The sequence below is a fragment of the Bacillus sp. MSP13 genome (genome assembly GCF_000815295.1).
Lineage (GTDB): Bacteria > Bacillota > Bacilli > Bacillales > Bacillaceae > Bacillus > Bacillus vallismortis.
Map to the genome: position 1 here is coordinate 20184 of NZ_JXAQ01000006.1, position 14715 is coordinate 34898.

Annotated in this window: 14 protein-coding genes; 6 read left to right on the forward strand and 8 right to left on the reverse strand. The window is 42.6% G+C overall.

Annotation, left to right across the window (positions count from 1 at the left end):
- Positions 1-84: 84 nt before the first annotated feature.
- On the reverse strand, positions 85-840 hold the full coding sequence (locus SC79_RS07780) for a ZinT family metal-binding protein (protein WP_039074578.1): 756 nt from the start codon (positions 838-840) through the stop codon (positions 85-87).
- A 324-nt stretch (positions 841-1164) separates the two neighbouring features.
- Here SC79_RS07780 and SC79_RS07785 point away from each other — a divergent pair, with 324 nt between their 5' ends.
- From SC79_RS07785 to SC79_RS07805, 5 genes are read left to right on the forward strand one after another with little or no spacing between them, the layout of a single operon-like run.
- Positions 1165-1410, forward strand: a complete 246-nt coding sequence (locus SC79_RS07785) for a hypothetical protein (RefSeq protein ID WP_010327827.1) — start codon at positions 1165-1167, stop codon at positions 1408-1410.
- A gap of 17 nt (positions 1411-1427) precedes the next feature.
- On the forward strand, positions 1428-1796 hold the full coding sequence (locus SC79_RS07790) for a spore coat protein (protein ID WP_010327828.1): 369 nt from the start codon (positions 1428-1430) through the stop codon (positions 1794-1796).
- Positions 1797-1814: 18 nt separating this feature from the next.
- Positions 1815-2951, forward strand: coding sequence for a zinc-dependent alcohol dehydrogenase (locus SC79_RS07795; RefSeq protein WP_010327829.1), 1137 nt, complete (start codon positions 1815-1817; stop codon positions 2949-2951).
- Between the two features lie 18 nt (positions 2952-2969).
- Positions 2970-3167 (forward strand): hypothetical protein, encoded by a 198-nt coding sequence (locus SC79_RS07800; RefSeq protein ID WP_039074579.1) that lies wholly within the window; start codon positions 2970-2972, stop codon positions 3165-3167.
- A gap of 15 nt (positions 3168-3182) precedes the next feature.
- Positions 3183-3482 carry a spore coat protein gene (locus SC79_RS07805; protein ID WP_010327831.1) on the forward strand — a complete coding sequence of 100 codons (300 nt, stop codon included), beginning with the start codon at positions 3183-3185 and terminating at the stop codon, positions 3480-3482.
- A 103-nt stretch (positions 3483-3585) separates the two neighbouring features.
- Here SC79_RS07805 and SC79_RS07810 read toward each other — a convergent pair whose 3' ends face one another.
- The 6 genes from SC79_RS07810 to SC79_RS07835 all read right to left on the reverse strand — a co-directional run bounded on the left by SC79_RS07810 (position 3586) and on the right by SC79_RS07835 (position 11377).
- Entirely contained in the window at positions 3586-5619 is a 2034-nt protein-coding gene (locus tag SC79_RS07810; protein ID WP_039074580.1) for a GH32 C-terminal domain-containing protein, read from the reverse strand.
- A 159-nt stretch (positions 5620-5778) separates the two neighbouring features.
- Entirely contained in the window at positions 5779-6606 is an 828-nt protein-coding gene (levG, locus tag SC79_RS07815; RefSeq protein WP_039074581.1) for a PTS fructose transporter subunit IID, read from the reverse strand.
- Positions 6607-6627: 21 nt separating this feature from the next.
- Positions 6628-7434, reverse strand: coding sequence for a PTS fructose transporter subunit IIC (gene levF / locus SC79_RS07820; protein ID WP_010327834.1), 807 nt, complete (start codon positions 7432-7434; stop codon positions 6628-6630).
- A gap of 16 nt (positions 7435-7450) precedes the next feature.
- A complete protein-coding gene (gene levE / locus SC79_RS07825; protein ID WP_039074582.1) occupies positions 7451-7939 on the reverse strand; it encodes a PTS fructose transporter subunit IIB in 489 nt (162 codons plus the stop codon).
- The gene (gene levD, locus SC79_RS07830; RefSeq protein ID WP_039074583.1) at positions 7939-8379 is read right to left on the reverse strand and encodes a PTS fructose transporter subunit IIA; all 441 of its coding nucleotides are present in this window, start codon (positions 8377-8379) and stop codon (positions 7939-7941) included. The genes levE and levD overlap by 1 nt, the downstream gene beginning before the upstream one ends.
- A gap of 190 nt (positions 8380-8569) precedes the next feature.
- On the reverse strand, positions 8570-11377 hold the full coding sequence (locus tag SC79_RS07835) for a sigma 54-interacting transcriptional regulator (RefSeq protein WP_039074584.1): 2808 nt from the start codon (positions 11375-11377) through the stop codon (positions 8570-8572).
- A gap of 1089 nt (positions 11378-12466) precedes the next feature.
- On the opposite strand from SC79_RS07835, the gene SC79_RS07845 reads away from it, so the two are divergent.
- The gene (locus SC79_RS07845) at positions 12467-13855 is read left to right on the forward strand and encodes an amino acid permease (protein ID WP_039074585.1); all 1389 of its coding nucleotides are present in this window, start codon (positions 12467-12469) and stop codon (positions 13853-13855) included.
- A gap of 131 nt (positions 13856-13986) precedes the next feature.
- Here the strand turns inward: SC79_RS07845 and SC79_RS07850 are convergent, their stop codons facing one another.
- Positions 13987-14619 carry a LysE family transporter gene (locus SC79_RS07850; RefSeq protein WP_039074586.1) on the reverse strand — a complete coding sequence of 211 codons (633 nt, stop codon included), beginning with the start codon at positions 14617-14619 and terminating at the stop codon, positions 13987-13989.
- Positions 14620-14715 lie beyond the last annotated feature (96 nt).

Sequence of the window (14715 nt, forward strand, 5' to 3'; positions counted from 1 at the left end):
AGAAGGAAAAAAGCTGCTGACGAGGAGTCAGCAGCTGGTGTCTAAGCACTACCTTATTCACAGGTAAAATCATATTTCATAGGATTAGTGCGCCATCATCTCATGGGCAATGTCGTGGCCGTCCATTTCTGACGGATAGTAGGTAGGCCAGTTTTTCACTTCATCAAGTAAAGCTTTACGGTCATCACCCCAATACAGATGGTAGTGACTAGCTTTAGTCGGATAGATACTATGATCACTAAATTGAATATACTGAGGAAGGCCTTCCGTTTTTTCAGCTCGTTTGAATATGTATCTTACCCCTCTATTGCCCGCATCATATGTTAAAATCTCATATCCGTCATACGTATACTTACCAGAAGATTCTTTTCCATTTTTGAAGAACGTTACTGTATCTTGCTGGATTACGATACGATCAACATCTGTTTTATACCCTTTTTTATAATATTCTTTATATTCTTCAGCTGTCTTGTCACCTTCATGCTCGGATTTATGTGAAAATACTTCGTCAAGAGTGCCATCTTGAAGAAATGGGTACACAGATTGCCAGTCTCCTTCCCAATCAGAAAGCTGGCGATCCTTTACTTGGCTGTTTTTAAAATAGCCTTCATAAATTTTTTCTGTCTCTTCATCATGTGCATGACTATGGTCGTGGCCGTGCTCGTGCTCATGATCATGAGCTTCTGATGTTTGCTCTTGCGTTTTAGATGCGTTTTCTTCAATTGCTGAGGATGATGGATTAGACTCACCTTTTGACGAACCTGATGTCTGACACCCTGCCAATACCAGTAATGAACCAATCGTTAATATGCCTAACCTCTTTACAGATAACATTCCCATTACAACACTCCTTCTCCGTAAAACGAAATAATTACGATTTGTATTATACACTACTTTGTGCAAAATACAAAGGTAAAAAGACCCAAGCCCCCAAGGTTTTAGAGGCTTTCTATTAGCCAGGTTTGTTATGTAATCTTAATGGCGTTTTGTTATATCCTTATTTGATGATGAAAGACCGGATTCTTTTGAATGAAGCGTATAGACCTCTCCAAAAAACAACTTCAATTATATGGAATGCGCCCTTTTTTACAGTGAACAGTTCTATCCGTATGCTACACCCTCATTTCGGGAAATGTAACGTTGATTAAAGGAGGTTACATCACTATGGATCATCAAACATTAGCTGCTCACGAAGCGGTAGACTTACATGAAATCGTTAATTTTAAAACACTTTGTGTAGCGAAATCAAAATTAATGCAGGGACTTGTATTTGACCAAGATCTTAAGGACTTGATGCAGAAAGATGTGCAGCAAGCCATGCAAGACCTTACTGATTTACAAGCGGTTTATGAGCGTGCGCCATTTCAGGCTCCTGTCCCTCAAAGCCGCCCAACGCCCATCATTGATTGAAAGGAAGGTGAGCACCATTGAACCAAGATCATTTAGACCCAATTAATTCGCTGAATGTGCCTGAACTTGCAGATACCACATTCGCGTTAGATTTTCTGATACGAGCAAAAGAAGGCGTGAGAAATACTGCTGTAGCTTTGACTGAAACCGCATCGCCTGATGTAAGAGCCTTGTTACGGAAACAGCTGATGCAAGGAATCGCAATGCATCAAGAAATAACGGAACTCATGATAAGCAAAAAATGGTTCCACCCGTATGAGCTGAGCGAACAATATAAACTGGACCAGCTCTCTGCAAAAAATACGATCATGGTCGGCAACATGAATCTCTTTCCTGTTGAAACAAATCGAAAAGGGATGTTTGACCGGACACCTGATGAACATTAACATTGGAGGTTTTTTAGCATGAAGGCCGTAACGTATCAAGGCATTAAAAATGTTGTTGTCAAAGATGTGCCAGATCCAAAGATTGAAAAGTCCGATGACATGATTATAAAAGTCACCAGTACAGCCATTTGCGGATCCGATTTACATTTAATCCATGGATTCATTCCTAATCTGCAAGAAGACTATGTCATCGGCCATGAACCGATGGGCATCGTTGAAGAAGTTGGGCCGGGCGTGACAAAGGTGCAAAAAGGCGATCGCGTCATTATCCCTTTTACAATCGCCTGCGGTGAATGCTTTTTTTGTAAACATCAGCTGGAAAGCCAGTGTGATCAATCTAATGACAATGGAGAAATGGGCGCCTATTTCGGTTATTCGGGACAAACAGGCGGTTATCCGGGCGGACAGGCTGAATATTTAAGAGTGCCATTTGCGAATTTTACCCATTTTAAAATTCCTGAAACCTGTGAGGAGCCCGATGAGAAGTTAAGCGTGATCTCCGATGCCATGACAACCGGTTTCTGGAGTGTTGACAATGCCGGCGTAAAAGAAGGCGATACAGTGATCGTTCTAGGCTGCGGGCCAGTCGGCCTTTTTGCTCAAAAGTTTTGTTGGCTAAAGGGCGCAAAGCGCGTTATAGCGGTTGACTATGTAAACTACCGCTTACAGCATGCCAAACGAACAAATCAAGTAGAAATCGTTAATTTTGAAGACCATGAGAATACCGGGAGTTACTTGAAGGAAATCACCAAAGGCGGAGCTGATGTTGTCATTGACGCTGTTGGGATGGATGGGAAAATGAGCGACCTCGAATTCCTTGCAAGCGGATTAAAGCTTCATGGCGGAACGATGAGTGCGTTGGTCATTGCTTCCCAAGCCGTCCGCAAAGGAGGAACCATCCAAATTACAGGCGTGTACGGCGGCAGATATAACGGTTTCCCGTTAGGAGATATCATGCAGCGAAACATCAATATACGTTCTGGACAAGCTCCGGTGATCCATTATATGCCATACATGTTTGAATTAGTGTCAACGGGCAAAATTGACCCCGGTGACGTTGTAAGCCATGTCCTGCCTCTTAGTGAAGCCAAGCATGGCTATGACATCTTTGATGCAAAAATGGATGATTGTATAAAAGTTGTGTTAAAACCTTAAAAAACGGAGGTTACAGAAATGAACTATGCCTTACATGAAGTGCTTGAGGTTCAGGAAATGACTGCATTTAAGACACTTTGTTTAACGAAATCCAAAACAATGAAGGCGCTGGTATCAGATCCGAAGCTGAAGGAAATCATGCAGCAAGACGTTGACACCACCACACGGCAGCTACAGGAATTTGTCTCGATTTTATCTAAAGCAAAGCATGAATGAGGAGATGAGTGAATAATGAATCCTATCATTGAATATCTGACCGGCATGAATGTACTGACAGACCAAATCATCGCCATGGATTTATTGATTGCCGCAAAAAACGGAGTCAGAAATTATGCGATGGCCGCAACGGAAGCTGGAACGCCTGAAGTAAAAGAGGTCCTAATCCGCCATTTAGAGGAAGCCCTCGATATGCACGAACAAATCTCAAGCTATATGATGGAAAAGGGCTGGTACCACCCTTGGAACACAGATGAACAAGTTAAGATGAATTTACAAAATATCGAAACCGCGATAAAGTTGCCAACCCTTTAACAAACATGGATTTGCTGAGGAACAGTATTGATTGACCACAACTGTCCCTCAGCTTCTGTTTGATGAAGGGCTTTATTGAGTGTCTGCTACATGAAATTCCATTTTAAGGCCCCTTGTTTACATTTTGAAAGACAGCAGTCGCATCCCACACATTCAAGCCAAATTGACCTTCTGAGAATGTGGAATCATTCGCATCAATCACAAGACGATCGTCTAAATAAATTTTAAAGTGATCGCCCTCGGCCTCAGTTTTCAAATGATACTGTTTGTTCACGTCTATCGGCGTTTTGTATTCGGCAATGACAGAAGCGGCGCCGTTCTCAAATTTAAAGAATTTCACTAGGTCATGCTTCGCATCCACGTTGGCAAGATAAGCATTTTTGGCGTCTTTGTCAGAGCGGAACATAAGCGCTCCCGCCCCTCTTCCGTTTCCATCCTTAATGGTGATATCAGATTCATAGGTGAAGTTTGATCCGGAAGCTGAAGACAACGTAAAGGAGTCACCGTCCGATCTTCCTTGTTTTCCTTCAATTGTGTCAGCCCATGTGCCATTGACCGTCGTCCAGCCAGACAAATTCGAGATAAAAGGTGACGTTCCCCACACCTTTTGTAAAGGGTATGCCGCTAATGATTTCACCTTTACACCGCCATTCGCCGCATATAACTCTAGACCATTGCTCGATCGATCCGGGAGAATGATATCGGTTATGACCTGCTGTCCGTCATTCCCAAACACTTCAACTGAAGAGCGGTCGACAAAAATGCGCATCTTTACCCTTCCATTGACCGGCTTCAGCGGAGCTGTTTGTTTTCCTGTGTTAAAGGTTGGATGAAAGGTGACATTCCCCGACTTGCTCCGGCCAACGAACAATTTGGCGTTCTTTCGATCATAGCCGACTTTTGTGAATTGATTTTTGCCTGTTCGAACTTTAAAACCAAATTCAGCTGCCGAACCTGGAGTTACTTGAAATTCTGCATGCAATTCATACGCATCACCAGATAGGCCCGCTAACACATTTTGACTTGCAGGCGATATGGTTTGATTCTTCCACTTCCTAGCGTTGCCGCGAATGGTTTGCAGCTCTTTCACCGGTGTTTGGACGACTCTGGTTCCTCCAGTAAGCGTTTTCAATTTTAACTCTCGTGGAATGGATGCCGCACTTCTCCATGGGGATGTAGGGACATCATTCGCATATTGCCAATTGCTCATCCAGCCTAACCAAAGCCGCCGGCCATCTGAGGATGGAATGTCGGACCAGGATACAGCCGCATAAAAGTCTTTGCCGTAATCCGTCCAGAGAACTTGGTTTGACGGATTTTCATTTTTAAAATGAGTTCCATCAAAGTCCCCTACAAAATATTGCATGCCCGATCCTCCCGAAACCGCACCGTTTCCGACACTGACCTGCATGACCCATTTTTTCCGATTCGGATTGCCGTCTACCGGAAGCTCAAACAAATCCGGGCATTCCCATACTCCGCCATGGCTTCCCTGCCCCTCTCCAAATTCACTTGCATATGTCCACTGCTTCAGATTTTTGGACGTATACATAAGAATTCGGTCACCGGCCGCAAGCACCATCACCCACTTGTTTTCTTTTTCATACCAAAAGACTTTTGGATCGCGAAAATCTTTTTTCCCCGGGTTTGGAATGACCGGGTTGCCTGCATATTTCGTCCACGTTCTTCCTTTGTCATTGCTATAGGCGATGCTCTGCACTTGATGGCCTTCCCGATCCTGTGTATAAACAGCCACAAGCGGCTTCTCTTTGCCTGTTTGAAAACCGCTTGTGTTATTCTTGTCTACAACTGCGCTTCCAGAAAAGATCGTGCCTTTGTCATCCGGAGCCAGTGCAACAGGAAGGTGCTTCCACGTTGTCAAATCTTTGCTCACGGCATGCCCCCAATGCATGGGGCCCCACTGAAGCCCATATGGATGGTATTGATAAAACAAGTGATATTCTCCGGCATAATATACCATCCCGTTTGGATCATTCATCCAGTTTGCCTCCGGCGTAAAATGATATTGAGGTCGATAATCCTCATCATAGTAGCTTGAATCGGCTGCCTCAGCAGGAAATGCCATCGTGAACAGCAGGGTCAACATGATGATGCCTTGAGAAAGTCTCTTTTTCATTTGTTTCTTCGCTCCTCTCTTCTTGTTTGAACACTTTCAAGAGAGACTGCTTTACAAGTTGGTGAGTTTGTAGCCATTCTCCCCTGGTTTCCGCTTTTATCCGAGTGAATGTTATATGATAGATTGCGGCAGTCTCCCTCTTCTTACATTCCACAGAGCTTATGCTAAGAATCCAGCCCAATACCCAACAATCCCGATGATAAAAATCCCGCATATAATGAGAAGAGGATTCACCCCTTTGCGCAGCATCCATGCCACTAATAACGTTAACCCTAGAGGCAGCGCGCCCGGCATAATGCTGTCTAATACATTTTGTACGGTTTGAACATCCACTTTGCCGCTTTCATCCTTAATTCTTGACACAACGATGGGAATGTTGATCGTGGTCCATTTGGAAACGAGAGCCCCCATGACAAATAACCCGAGAATCGACGCGCCCTCTGTCAGCTTTTGAATGCGATTCCCCGCTAAATCCTGCAGAATCTCCATTCCTTTTACATAGCCATACTTTAACCCGTAATATTTAGTGCTTAATCTTATGGCATTCAGCAAGAAAAAGAATAACAAGGGCCCGGCAATGTTTCCGCCTAAAGCTAGTGACGCCCCTAACGCAGCTAAGACCGGGCGAATCGTTCCCCAGAAAATCGGATCGCCTACACCCGCTATTGGGCCCATCAAACCGATTTTCATTCCGCTGATCGCTTTTCCATCAATTCCTTTATTGTTCGCCATTTCTTCTTCCATGGCTGCCGTCACGCCAAATATAGGCGCTGTCAGCCACGGATGTGTATTAAACCATTCCAAATGCCGCTGCAAGGCTTCGTTTCTTTTTGCTCCGGGACCGTACAGTTTTTTGATCGCCGGTATCATCACATAGCAATATCCCATGGCCTGCACACGTTCGAAGTTAAAGGAACCGAGCAAAAAATTTGAACGAATAAACATGCTGAAAATCTCTTTTTTCGTTAATCGTTTTTCTTTCTCCATCTTTTCGTCACCCCTCATGGTTTAGGCGTCAAGGTCGTCATCGTCATCATAAACAGCAACACGGCCGCCGTCTGAAGCAGCTGCGACCGCTCCGTGGGCGTTTTGTCTTTGCATGACCTGCTGATACAAAAGCGCCAGACAGAGACCAAGGGCCCCAAATCCCACTAAGTTGAAATCGGTAAACGCCGCTAATAAAAATCCAATATAGAAAAATGGCTTCAAATAAGGAATATTCATCATATTGATCACCATGGCATATCCGACAACCACGATAATGCCGCCGCCTATTTGCAGCCCTTTTGTAATCACGTCCGGAATATTGCCCAGAAACGCCTGAACCGCACTGACACTGATCAATGCGACAATTAATGTCGGTATCATGACGCGCAGTGCTTGAAACACCATCGCGGTAATATGCATGATTTCAATTCCTTTTATATTCCCTTCTTTTGCGTAGCGATCAGCGCGGTGAATGAAAAAGACAGTGATCGTCCGCACAAAAATGGTCAGCGCCTGACCCGCAGCTGCCAACGCAACAGCAACGGCGATGCCTTCGCCAATTCCCTGATCAGCGGTAATGACTAATATGGTTGAGATGACAGAGGCGATCGCTGTATCAGGTGCCATGGCAAGGCCGACGTTCATCCAGCCCAGCGCCATCAGCTCCAGTGTGCCGCCTAGAATAATTCCTGTTTTTAAGTCACCGAGCACCAGGCCAACCAGCGTGCAGGCCACAAGCGGCCGGTGTGTCTGACCTTCATCCAATACACTTGCGATGCCGGTGATGGCTGCAATGATTAACAACAAAATAATTTGTAATGAAGACATATTCTCATCCCCTTGATTATTTTGTTACGTTCCGTAGAATCTGTGCAAAATCCTCGCTGGCATCTGAAGGCAGCTGCCTCAATTCCAGTTTCACGCCCAGGTCACTTAATGTGTCAAATGCCTTTATGTCTTGTTCTGTAACACTGACTGATTTTGTGATTTGCCGGCGCTGATTTTCAAACCGCATTCCCCCGACGTTTACGGTTTTGATCGGCACGCCTGCTTCTATAAGGGATACAATATCGGACGGATTTTCAAACAAGAGCATCGCCGTTACTCCTTCATAGCGCGGACTATGAAACGCTTTTGCCATTTTTGAAACCGAAACGGCACTCGCTTTTACATTTGAAGGCGCAACAGACAGGATCAGCGTTTTTCTCATGTCATCCTGTGCGACATCATCGGAGACAACGATAATTCGGTCTGCCGCATGGACTTTAATCCACCTTGTCAAGATTTGGCCGTGAATAAAGCGGTCATCAATTCTGGCTAACACAATGTTCATCACAATTCATCCTCTCTTGTTTCTTGATTGGCTGTTTTCACTTTTTCTAAATGTTCACTGCACACTTGAAAGCTTTGCTGGCTCATTGTTTTTAAGTTGTTCAGCAAATCTTTGAGCGTCAGGTGTTCTCTCAAGCTTAATACCTCCAGCAGAATCGGCAGGTTTACGCCGGCTGCCATATCCATTCTTTGATCTTCAGCAATGAAAGACACTGCTGCGTTATATGGCGTTCCTCCAAAAATATCGACTAGAAAAAGCACTTCATGTTCTTCCGGAATGCCCTTGAGCGCCTGATGATATTTTCCTTGCAGCGTTTGAATGCCTTCCCCTTTCAAAAACGGCACTGCAATCAGGTTATGTTCTTCACCGAATATCATCCCCGAAGACTCTTTTAATGCGATGGGAAAATCTCCATGGCCGCTGATAATAACTGAAATCATATCCATTGCTCCTTTCCTTGTTTCGTACATCCTTTTATAATGCAAGGATCGTGCCAACAAAGTTGTGTTAAGCGTTTTCATTTAATTTTCAGCCAATGACAGCCTGTTGTTGAAACACTTAAAATGAAAAAAATAAACCTGTATTAAAATGGCGTTCCATTTAATACAGGTTTGAAGAAAAAAATCACTATTAAAACAGCTGGACAGGCACTTCTTCAGCGAATAGCGCGGCTATAAATAATTTTTCATCATCACTTATGCGAAGTCCAAGCTTTTGTTCATATGGGGCTAATGTCCGTTCTGTCACGGTTAACATTCTTTTTAGCTTTTCATTTATTTCATCTTCCTCTGAGAATGCGATCGGATTCTGCTTTAACACCCTTTCAAAAGCGAAAGCCGTATGCATGATGACTTTGATCAAAACAGCATTATTGAAAATGACTCCCAATTCACCTTGAACAGTTTGCAGCCACTCTAATAACATCTCGATCATATGGTGGGGGTTCAAGAAGACAAGATACTTTTTCAAGCTATCCTCGCAAAGCTCCCTGACAATGATATTCGCTTCGTTTAACCCATTGCTCAACGGAATGCTGCCCTTTGTAATCACCTGTTGAATCAGCCTTTCCCCCTCCCCTTCAATTAACACTTCTAATGAGACATGCGGCGCATTGATTTTAGGGTCTTTCGTTCCGACTGTCGCAAGGATGTCATACTTTTTTTCGATTTCTTTTATGCTGTTTGCCAGTTTAATGGATGAGACGGTCAATATGTGAATCGGGGTATCAGAGGCCTTGTTCACGATCGTAGTCAGGATGTCTTCCAGCTTTTTGGCCGTCCCGCTGCCTGTCGTGCAGATGGAAACCAATGCTTTCTTTTTGCCGGATACCGCTGGCTGCCGCTCCCATAACTCAATAAAATCTTTCGTGACCGATTGATAGATCGCATGCAAATTCAAATCCAAATAATTCACCTTTCTGACAGCATCCAGCACCATTGAGGTCGTCACATTGCTGATGGTTTTGATGGCAATGCCTGTCCTTTCCTCCAGCTTGCTTTCCATCATCGCAAGTGACCCCATATCCACGAGCATTAAAACACCTTCACCTTCGTCAACCTGTTTCATTTTTTCCGCTACACATTCCATAATGTCCGAAGGCGAAACCGAAAGCGGCATGTCAACTGCTGCAATGGGGGTGCTCCCTAACAGCTCTGTCGCGACTTCAACCATTGAGCTCGCGGTGCTATTTCCATGTGCAGCCACGATAATCCCGACCCTTTTGTTCTCTTTTAATGATTTGATGGAATGAATCAGCATTGTTAAGTAGATGACTTCTATTTCGGGGATGGCCACTTTAAAATATTCCTGAATTTGATCTTTAAATATCATCGCCACCCGATACTCTTGCATATGAGTGTCACGGATTTCATCCGTCTCCTGTGTATTGAAAACATCTATGTGTTTTCCGCGCTTTAAAAATGCGTCAATATGCATACTCAAGAAATAAATAAATTTACGGTCAAATGTGCAATCCAGCTCATGTTCAGCTATTTCTTTTAACTGTTTTGTCAATTGAATCACGTCATCTTCAACGAATGTCATCAGGTTGTCCTTTTGAAACGCCCGGTGATGAAAAAAACTTTTCACATGCAAATGGACATCAGTCAAGATGTACTGATTAATATCCTTTTTGGATAATCCTTCTTTTTGGAGGGTTTTTACTTTTTCCTCGATTAAATGATACAAGTTAAATGAGAGGTCTTCGTCAATTTTTGTCGTTTCATCCTCTATAATCGGAGATATGATCGTTGTAATATTGACATATTCAGAAATGGCTTTGCTTCTTTGCATGTTTTTGCTGCTGGACATCCATTCTTGCTTGATTTCATCCGGCAGATCCCGAACAGTCAGCTCAATCACCTCATGTCTGTCAAGATTGTGCAAAAACCCGTGTGCACAAACTAACTGGACATTTGATTTCAGCTGTCCCACATTGCCAAATTTAGCAGAATGAATCAGCGCATTATAGACATCAATGTGCACACTTAGATTTTTCTTGATTCGCTCTGCTTCTTTCCCTAATAAAAACGTCGTCAAATCCACTCTTTCTTTAAGCGATCGTTCTTCAAGCGAAGGGATATGAATGGTCATAGGGATTCTTCGCAAAAATGTTTTCAATAATGCAGAACTCGGATTTTCTGTAGTGGCGCAAACAAACAATACGTTTGATGTTCGTTTATGTTCAGATTCTCCAAGCCGGTTATAAGAACCGCTGTCAATAAAATAAAACAGCATTTCCTGGCCCTCAGGAGGGAGACGGTGGATTTCATCCATAAAAAGAATGCCTCCATTAGCCTGTTCGACTAAACCAGCCTTATCTTCACCGGCACCTGTAAATGAACCTTTTTTGTGTCCAAATAATTGAGATAGCAATAGTTGAGGATTGTTGTAATAATCTGCACAGTTAAATGTAATAAATGGGGCACCGGCCTTCAGAATGTCTGAGTATATGGCAAATTGGTAAATCCGGTTGGCAAAAAGTGATTTACCAGAACCAGTCGGGCCTAAGAGGAGCATATGCAGGCCATTCGGCGGATAAAAGACAGCTGCTTGTGCCTGGGAGATTGCTTTCTTCAAACTGCCTTTTGCCCCAATCATAAGCTCTAAAGGATTTGTGGCGATAGGTTGATGATTCTGTTTTGGATTCTCAGCAAACGGCTCAAGGCCTTTCACTTCCATCATCTCTGTATCCCATTTTTTGTTGCATAACCTTTCCGCTATTTCGACTGGGAGGTATCGCACTGGAAACGTTTTAATTTTTATGACCTTTTTAGATCGGACGAGATTGTTCAATTCAAAACTGACATTGGACCGCTCCATTTTCAGTTGCTCAGCAATTTCCTTTGCTGAACTCCCCTGTACCTTTAAAAGATGATCTAAACTGACATCATGAAAATGATGCATGAGCTGGTGGTATATTTTATCTATTCTTTTCACGTCTATCATCCTTTTTCCTTATTAGATAAGCCATTAACAAGAATATTCCGAATCTTTCACAACAGACAGCCTGATACTTCCAGTAAGGTCTTCAAGCAGATTGACAAACTGGCCTTCTATGTTAGGTATTGATCATTTCCATCTCATACTAGTATTTTAGAATCTCCGTTCTTCAGGACTGTGCTCCTCCCAAAGTAATAATCAGTAAACAGTTTATCATTCTTAAGGAATGTCATGATGGCAAAATTATGAATGACAAAAAATGAATCTAATAGATCAGGCCAAATGTCCTAAACTGTAAAAAAGCGGACACTCTTTGTGTCCGCCATAGTGATTTCACGATCAGAATGAGGTTTCAACAGCTCTGCTCCATCTTCTTTTCATGATCCAAAACGTCTTCATCTTTACAATGCATCTGTAAACATAAAAACTTTATCTCTATCTGCAAAAAATAAATAATAGTGATCATTTCGTGCAGCCATCTTACCCAGGCTTTCAAAATCGTCTGTATGGTCGATGCGATATCCCCTGCTGTTTTCCGCAAAAGAGAGCGAATGATCATAGAGATCGTTACGCATTAAAAAAGCCTTGCACGCTTGGTAAGCATCAGTAAACTCATCATCCTGCAAATCGCCATGGTGACATTCCCCCTCCCAATCATGATTGAAAAATGGTGTAACAACCGTTTGACTGAAAGTGGAAAGATCAGGAGATATCCAATCTTTTATTTCAAGCTTATTTTCCGAAAGGCCAATTACGATGCGATGTTTATTCTTCTCTTGGTGTTCCCAATCAAAAAACTGATACAGATAAGATTTTCAATAGCTGTACAGTTGGTACATAAAACCGTCCCAATCATGTATCACAATAATGGATTTTGCACCGGAAATTCCGTCTAAACCGACTCCCGGCGTATCCTTATACACCAGATAGATGGTGAACCAAGACCTTGATAGAGCTAGAGGCCTTCAGTAGTTTTCACTTGCAAATCAATTATTTTAAAAATTTAAAAATAAACCTTTTTATCTTTTAGATGTTATAATATCCGATAAAACTTTATTCATCTTTTATTATTGGAGGAACATAAAATTGATAGGCAATTCAAACAGAGACAATTTGGGACAACAACAAAAATTGTCTAGAGGCCTTAAAAACAGGCATATACAATTAATGGCGATTGGAGGTGCAATCGGAACAGGCTTATTCTTAGGCTCAGGAAAATCAATCCACTTTGCGGGACCATCCATTTTATTTGCTTACTTGGTCACCGGAGTCTTTTGCTTTTTTATTATGCGTTCGCTCGGAGAACTGCTATTGTCAAATACGGGGTATCACTCTTTCGTTGATTTCGTAAGAGACTATTTAGGCGACATGGCGGCATTTATCACTGGCTGGACCTACTGGTTCTGCTGGATTTCTCTCGCGATGGCTGATTTAACGGCGGTCGGGATTTATACGCAATATTGGCTTCCTGCGGTGCCTCAATGGATGCCTGGTCTATTTGCCCTGATGATCTTGCTAATCATGAACCTTGCCACCGTTAAACTGTTCGGAGAATTAGAATTCTGGTTTGCATTGATCAAAGTTATTGCCATACTGGCTCTTATCGTAACTGGTATTATTTTAATTGCCAAAGGTTTTTCCACAGCTTCCGGCTCAGCCAGCATCACGAATCTTTGGAGCCATGGCGGCATGTTTCCAAATGGATGGCATGGGTTTATCCTTTCATTCCAAATGGTTGTCTTCGCTTTTGTGGGAATTGAACTTGTTGGACTGACCGCAGGTGAGACAGATAACCCCCAAAAAGTGATCCCTAAAGCCATCAACCAAATCCCTGCCCGGATTTTACTTTTTTATGTCGGCGCACTTTTTGTCATTATGTGCATCTACCCTTGGAATGTTTTGAACCCAAGTGAAAGCCCATTTGTTCAAGTCTTTTCTGTCGTAGGCATCGTTGCCGCCGCCAGTATAATCAATTTTGTTGTCATCACATCAGCGGCATCAGCGGCCAACAGCGCTTTATTCAGCACAAGCCGCATGGTCTATTCACTTGCTAAGGATCATCACGCACCTGGATTACTGCAGAAATTGACTTCATCTAAAGTTCCAAGCAATGCGCTGTTCTTTTCAACCATCGCCATTCTGATTGGCGTTAGCCTGAATTATATCATGCCGGAACAAGTCTTTACGCTGATTACTAGTGTTTCTACTATATGCTTCATTTTCATTTGGGGCATTACGGTGATTTGCCATTTGAAATATCGAAAAACAAGGCAGGATGAAGCGAAAGCAAACACATTTAAAATGCCTTTTTACCCGTTATCCAACTACTTCACGCTCGCATTTCTCGCGTTCATTCTTGTCGTATTGGCACTGGCGAATGATACGCGCGTTGCTTTGTTTGTCACTCCGGTCTGGTTTATTTTATTGATTATCATGTATAAGGTGCAGACGAGCAGAGGACATGTGAGGAAATAACAAAAAGACAAGGGATTTACACGCCCTTGTCTTTTTTGTATAGAAAATGATACTGCCGGAACAAAAAGAAGAGCCAAACAGGCAAAACAACTGCTTTACATCTGCCATATTGATTCTTTCCTATTAGGAATTTAATTCATACCGGTTTTGATGCCAAAACCTACCAATATCATGCCCGTTCCTTTTTGAAAGGCTTTCTGGAACTTCGAATTTCTCAGCCATTTTTTCGCATAATCAATTACATAAACAAGAAAGAGAAACCATAACACCGCTAGTAAGGTAAGGATTGAAGCTAAAATAATAAGCTGTTGGTTTATATTTCCCTCTAGATTGATAAATTGGGGCATAATTGTCACATAAACCAAGACAGTTTTAGGGTTGAGAATATTACTGAGTGATCCTTGCATAAAGGAAGTTTTATAATAACGTTTCGGAGAATGTTCCTCGCTTTTTGCTTGGGATTGCATGTCATCTAAAGAAAACGTGCTTTTGGCAAAAAAACTTCTGATTCCTAAATAAATTAAGTATGCTGCGCCCAAATATTTAATTGTCGTGAAAAGAAATACTGACTTTGCGATAACGACCGATAAACCTAAAATGGCGATAACCGTCCAAAAGGAAAGTCCTGTTGCCAATCCTAGAATGTTATAACGGCCAGCTTTTGCGCCATATCTAAGCGTATTTTTCATCACAAGCATCGTATCAGCTCCCGGTATGATCACCATCATGGCCGCAATCGGTATGTATGTAAGTACGCTGTGCATTTCTTCTCCCCCTTTGATATATCCCCGCACCATATAGTGACTACGAAAGTAACTACTCATAAAATTGTATCAATGCGTTTGGAATAAATCAATATC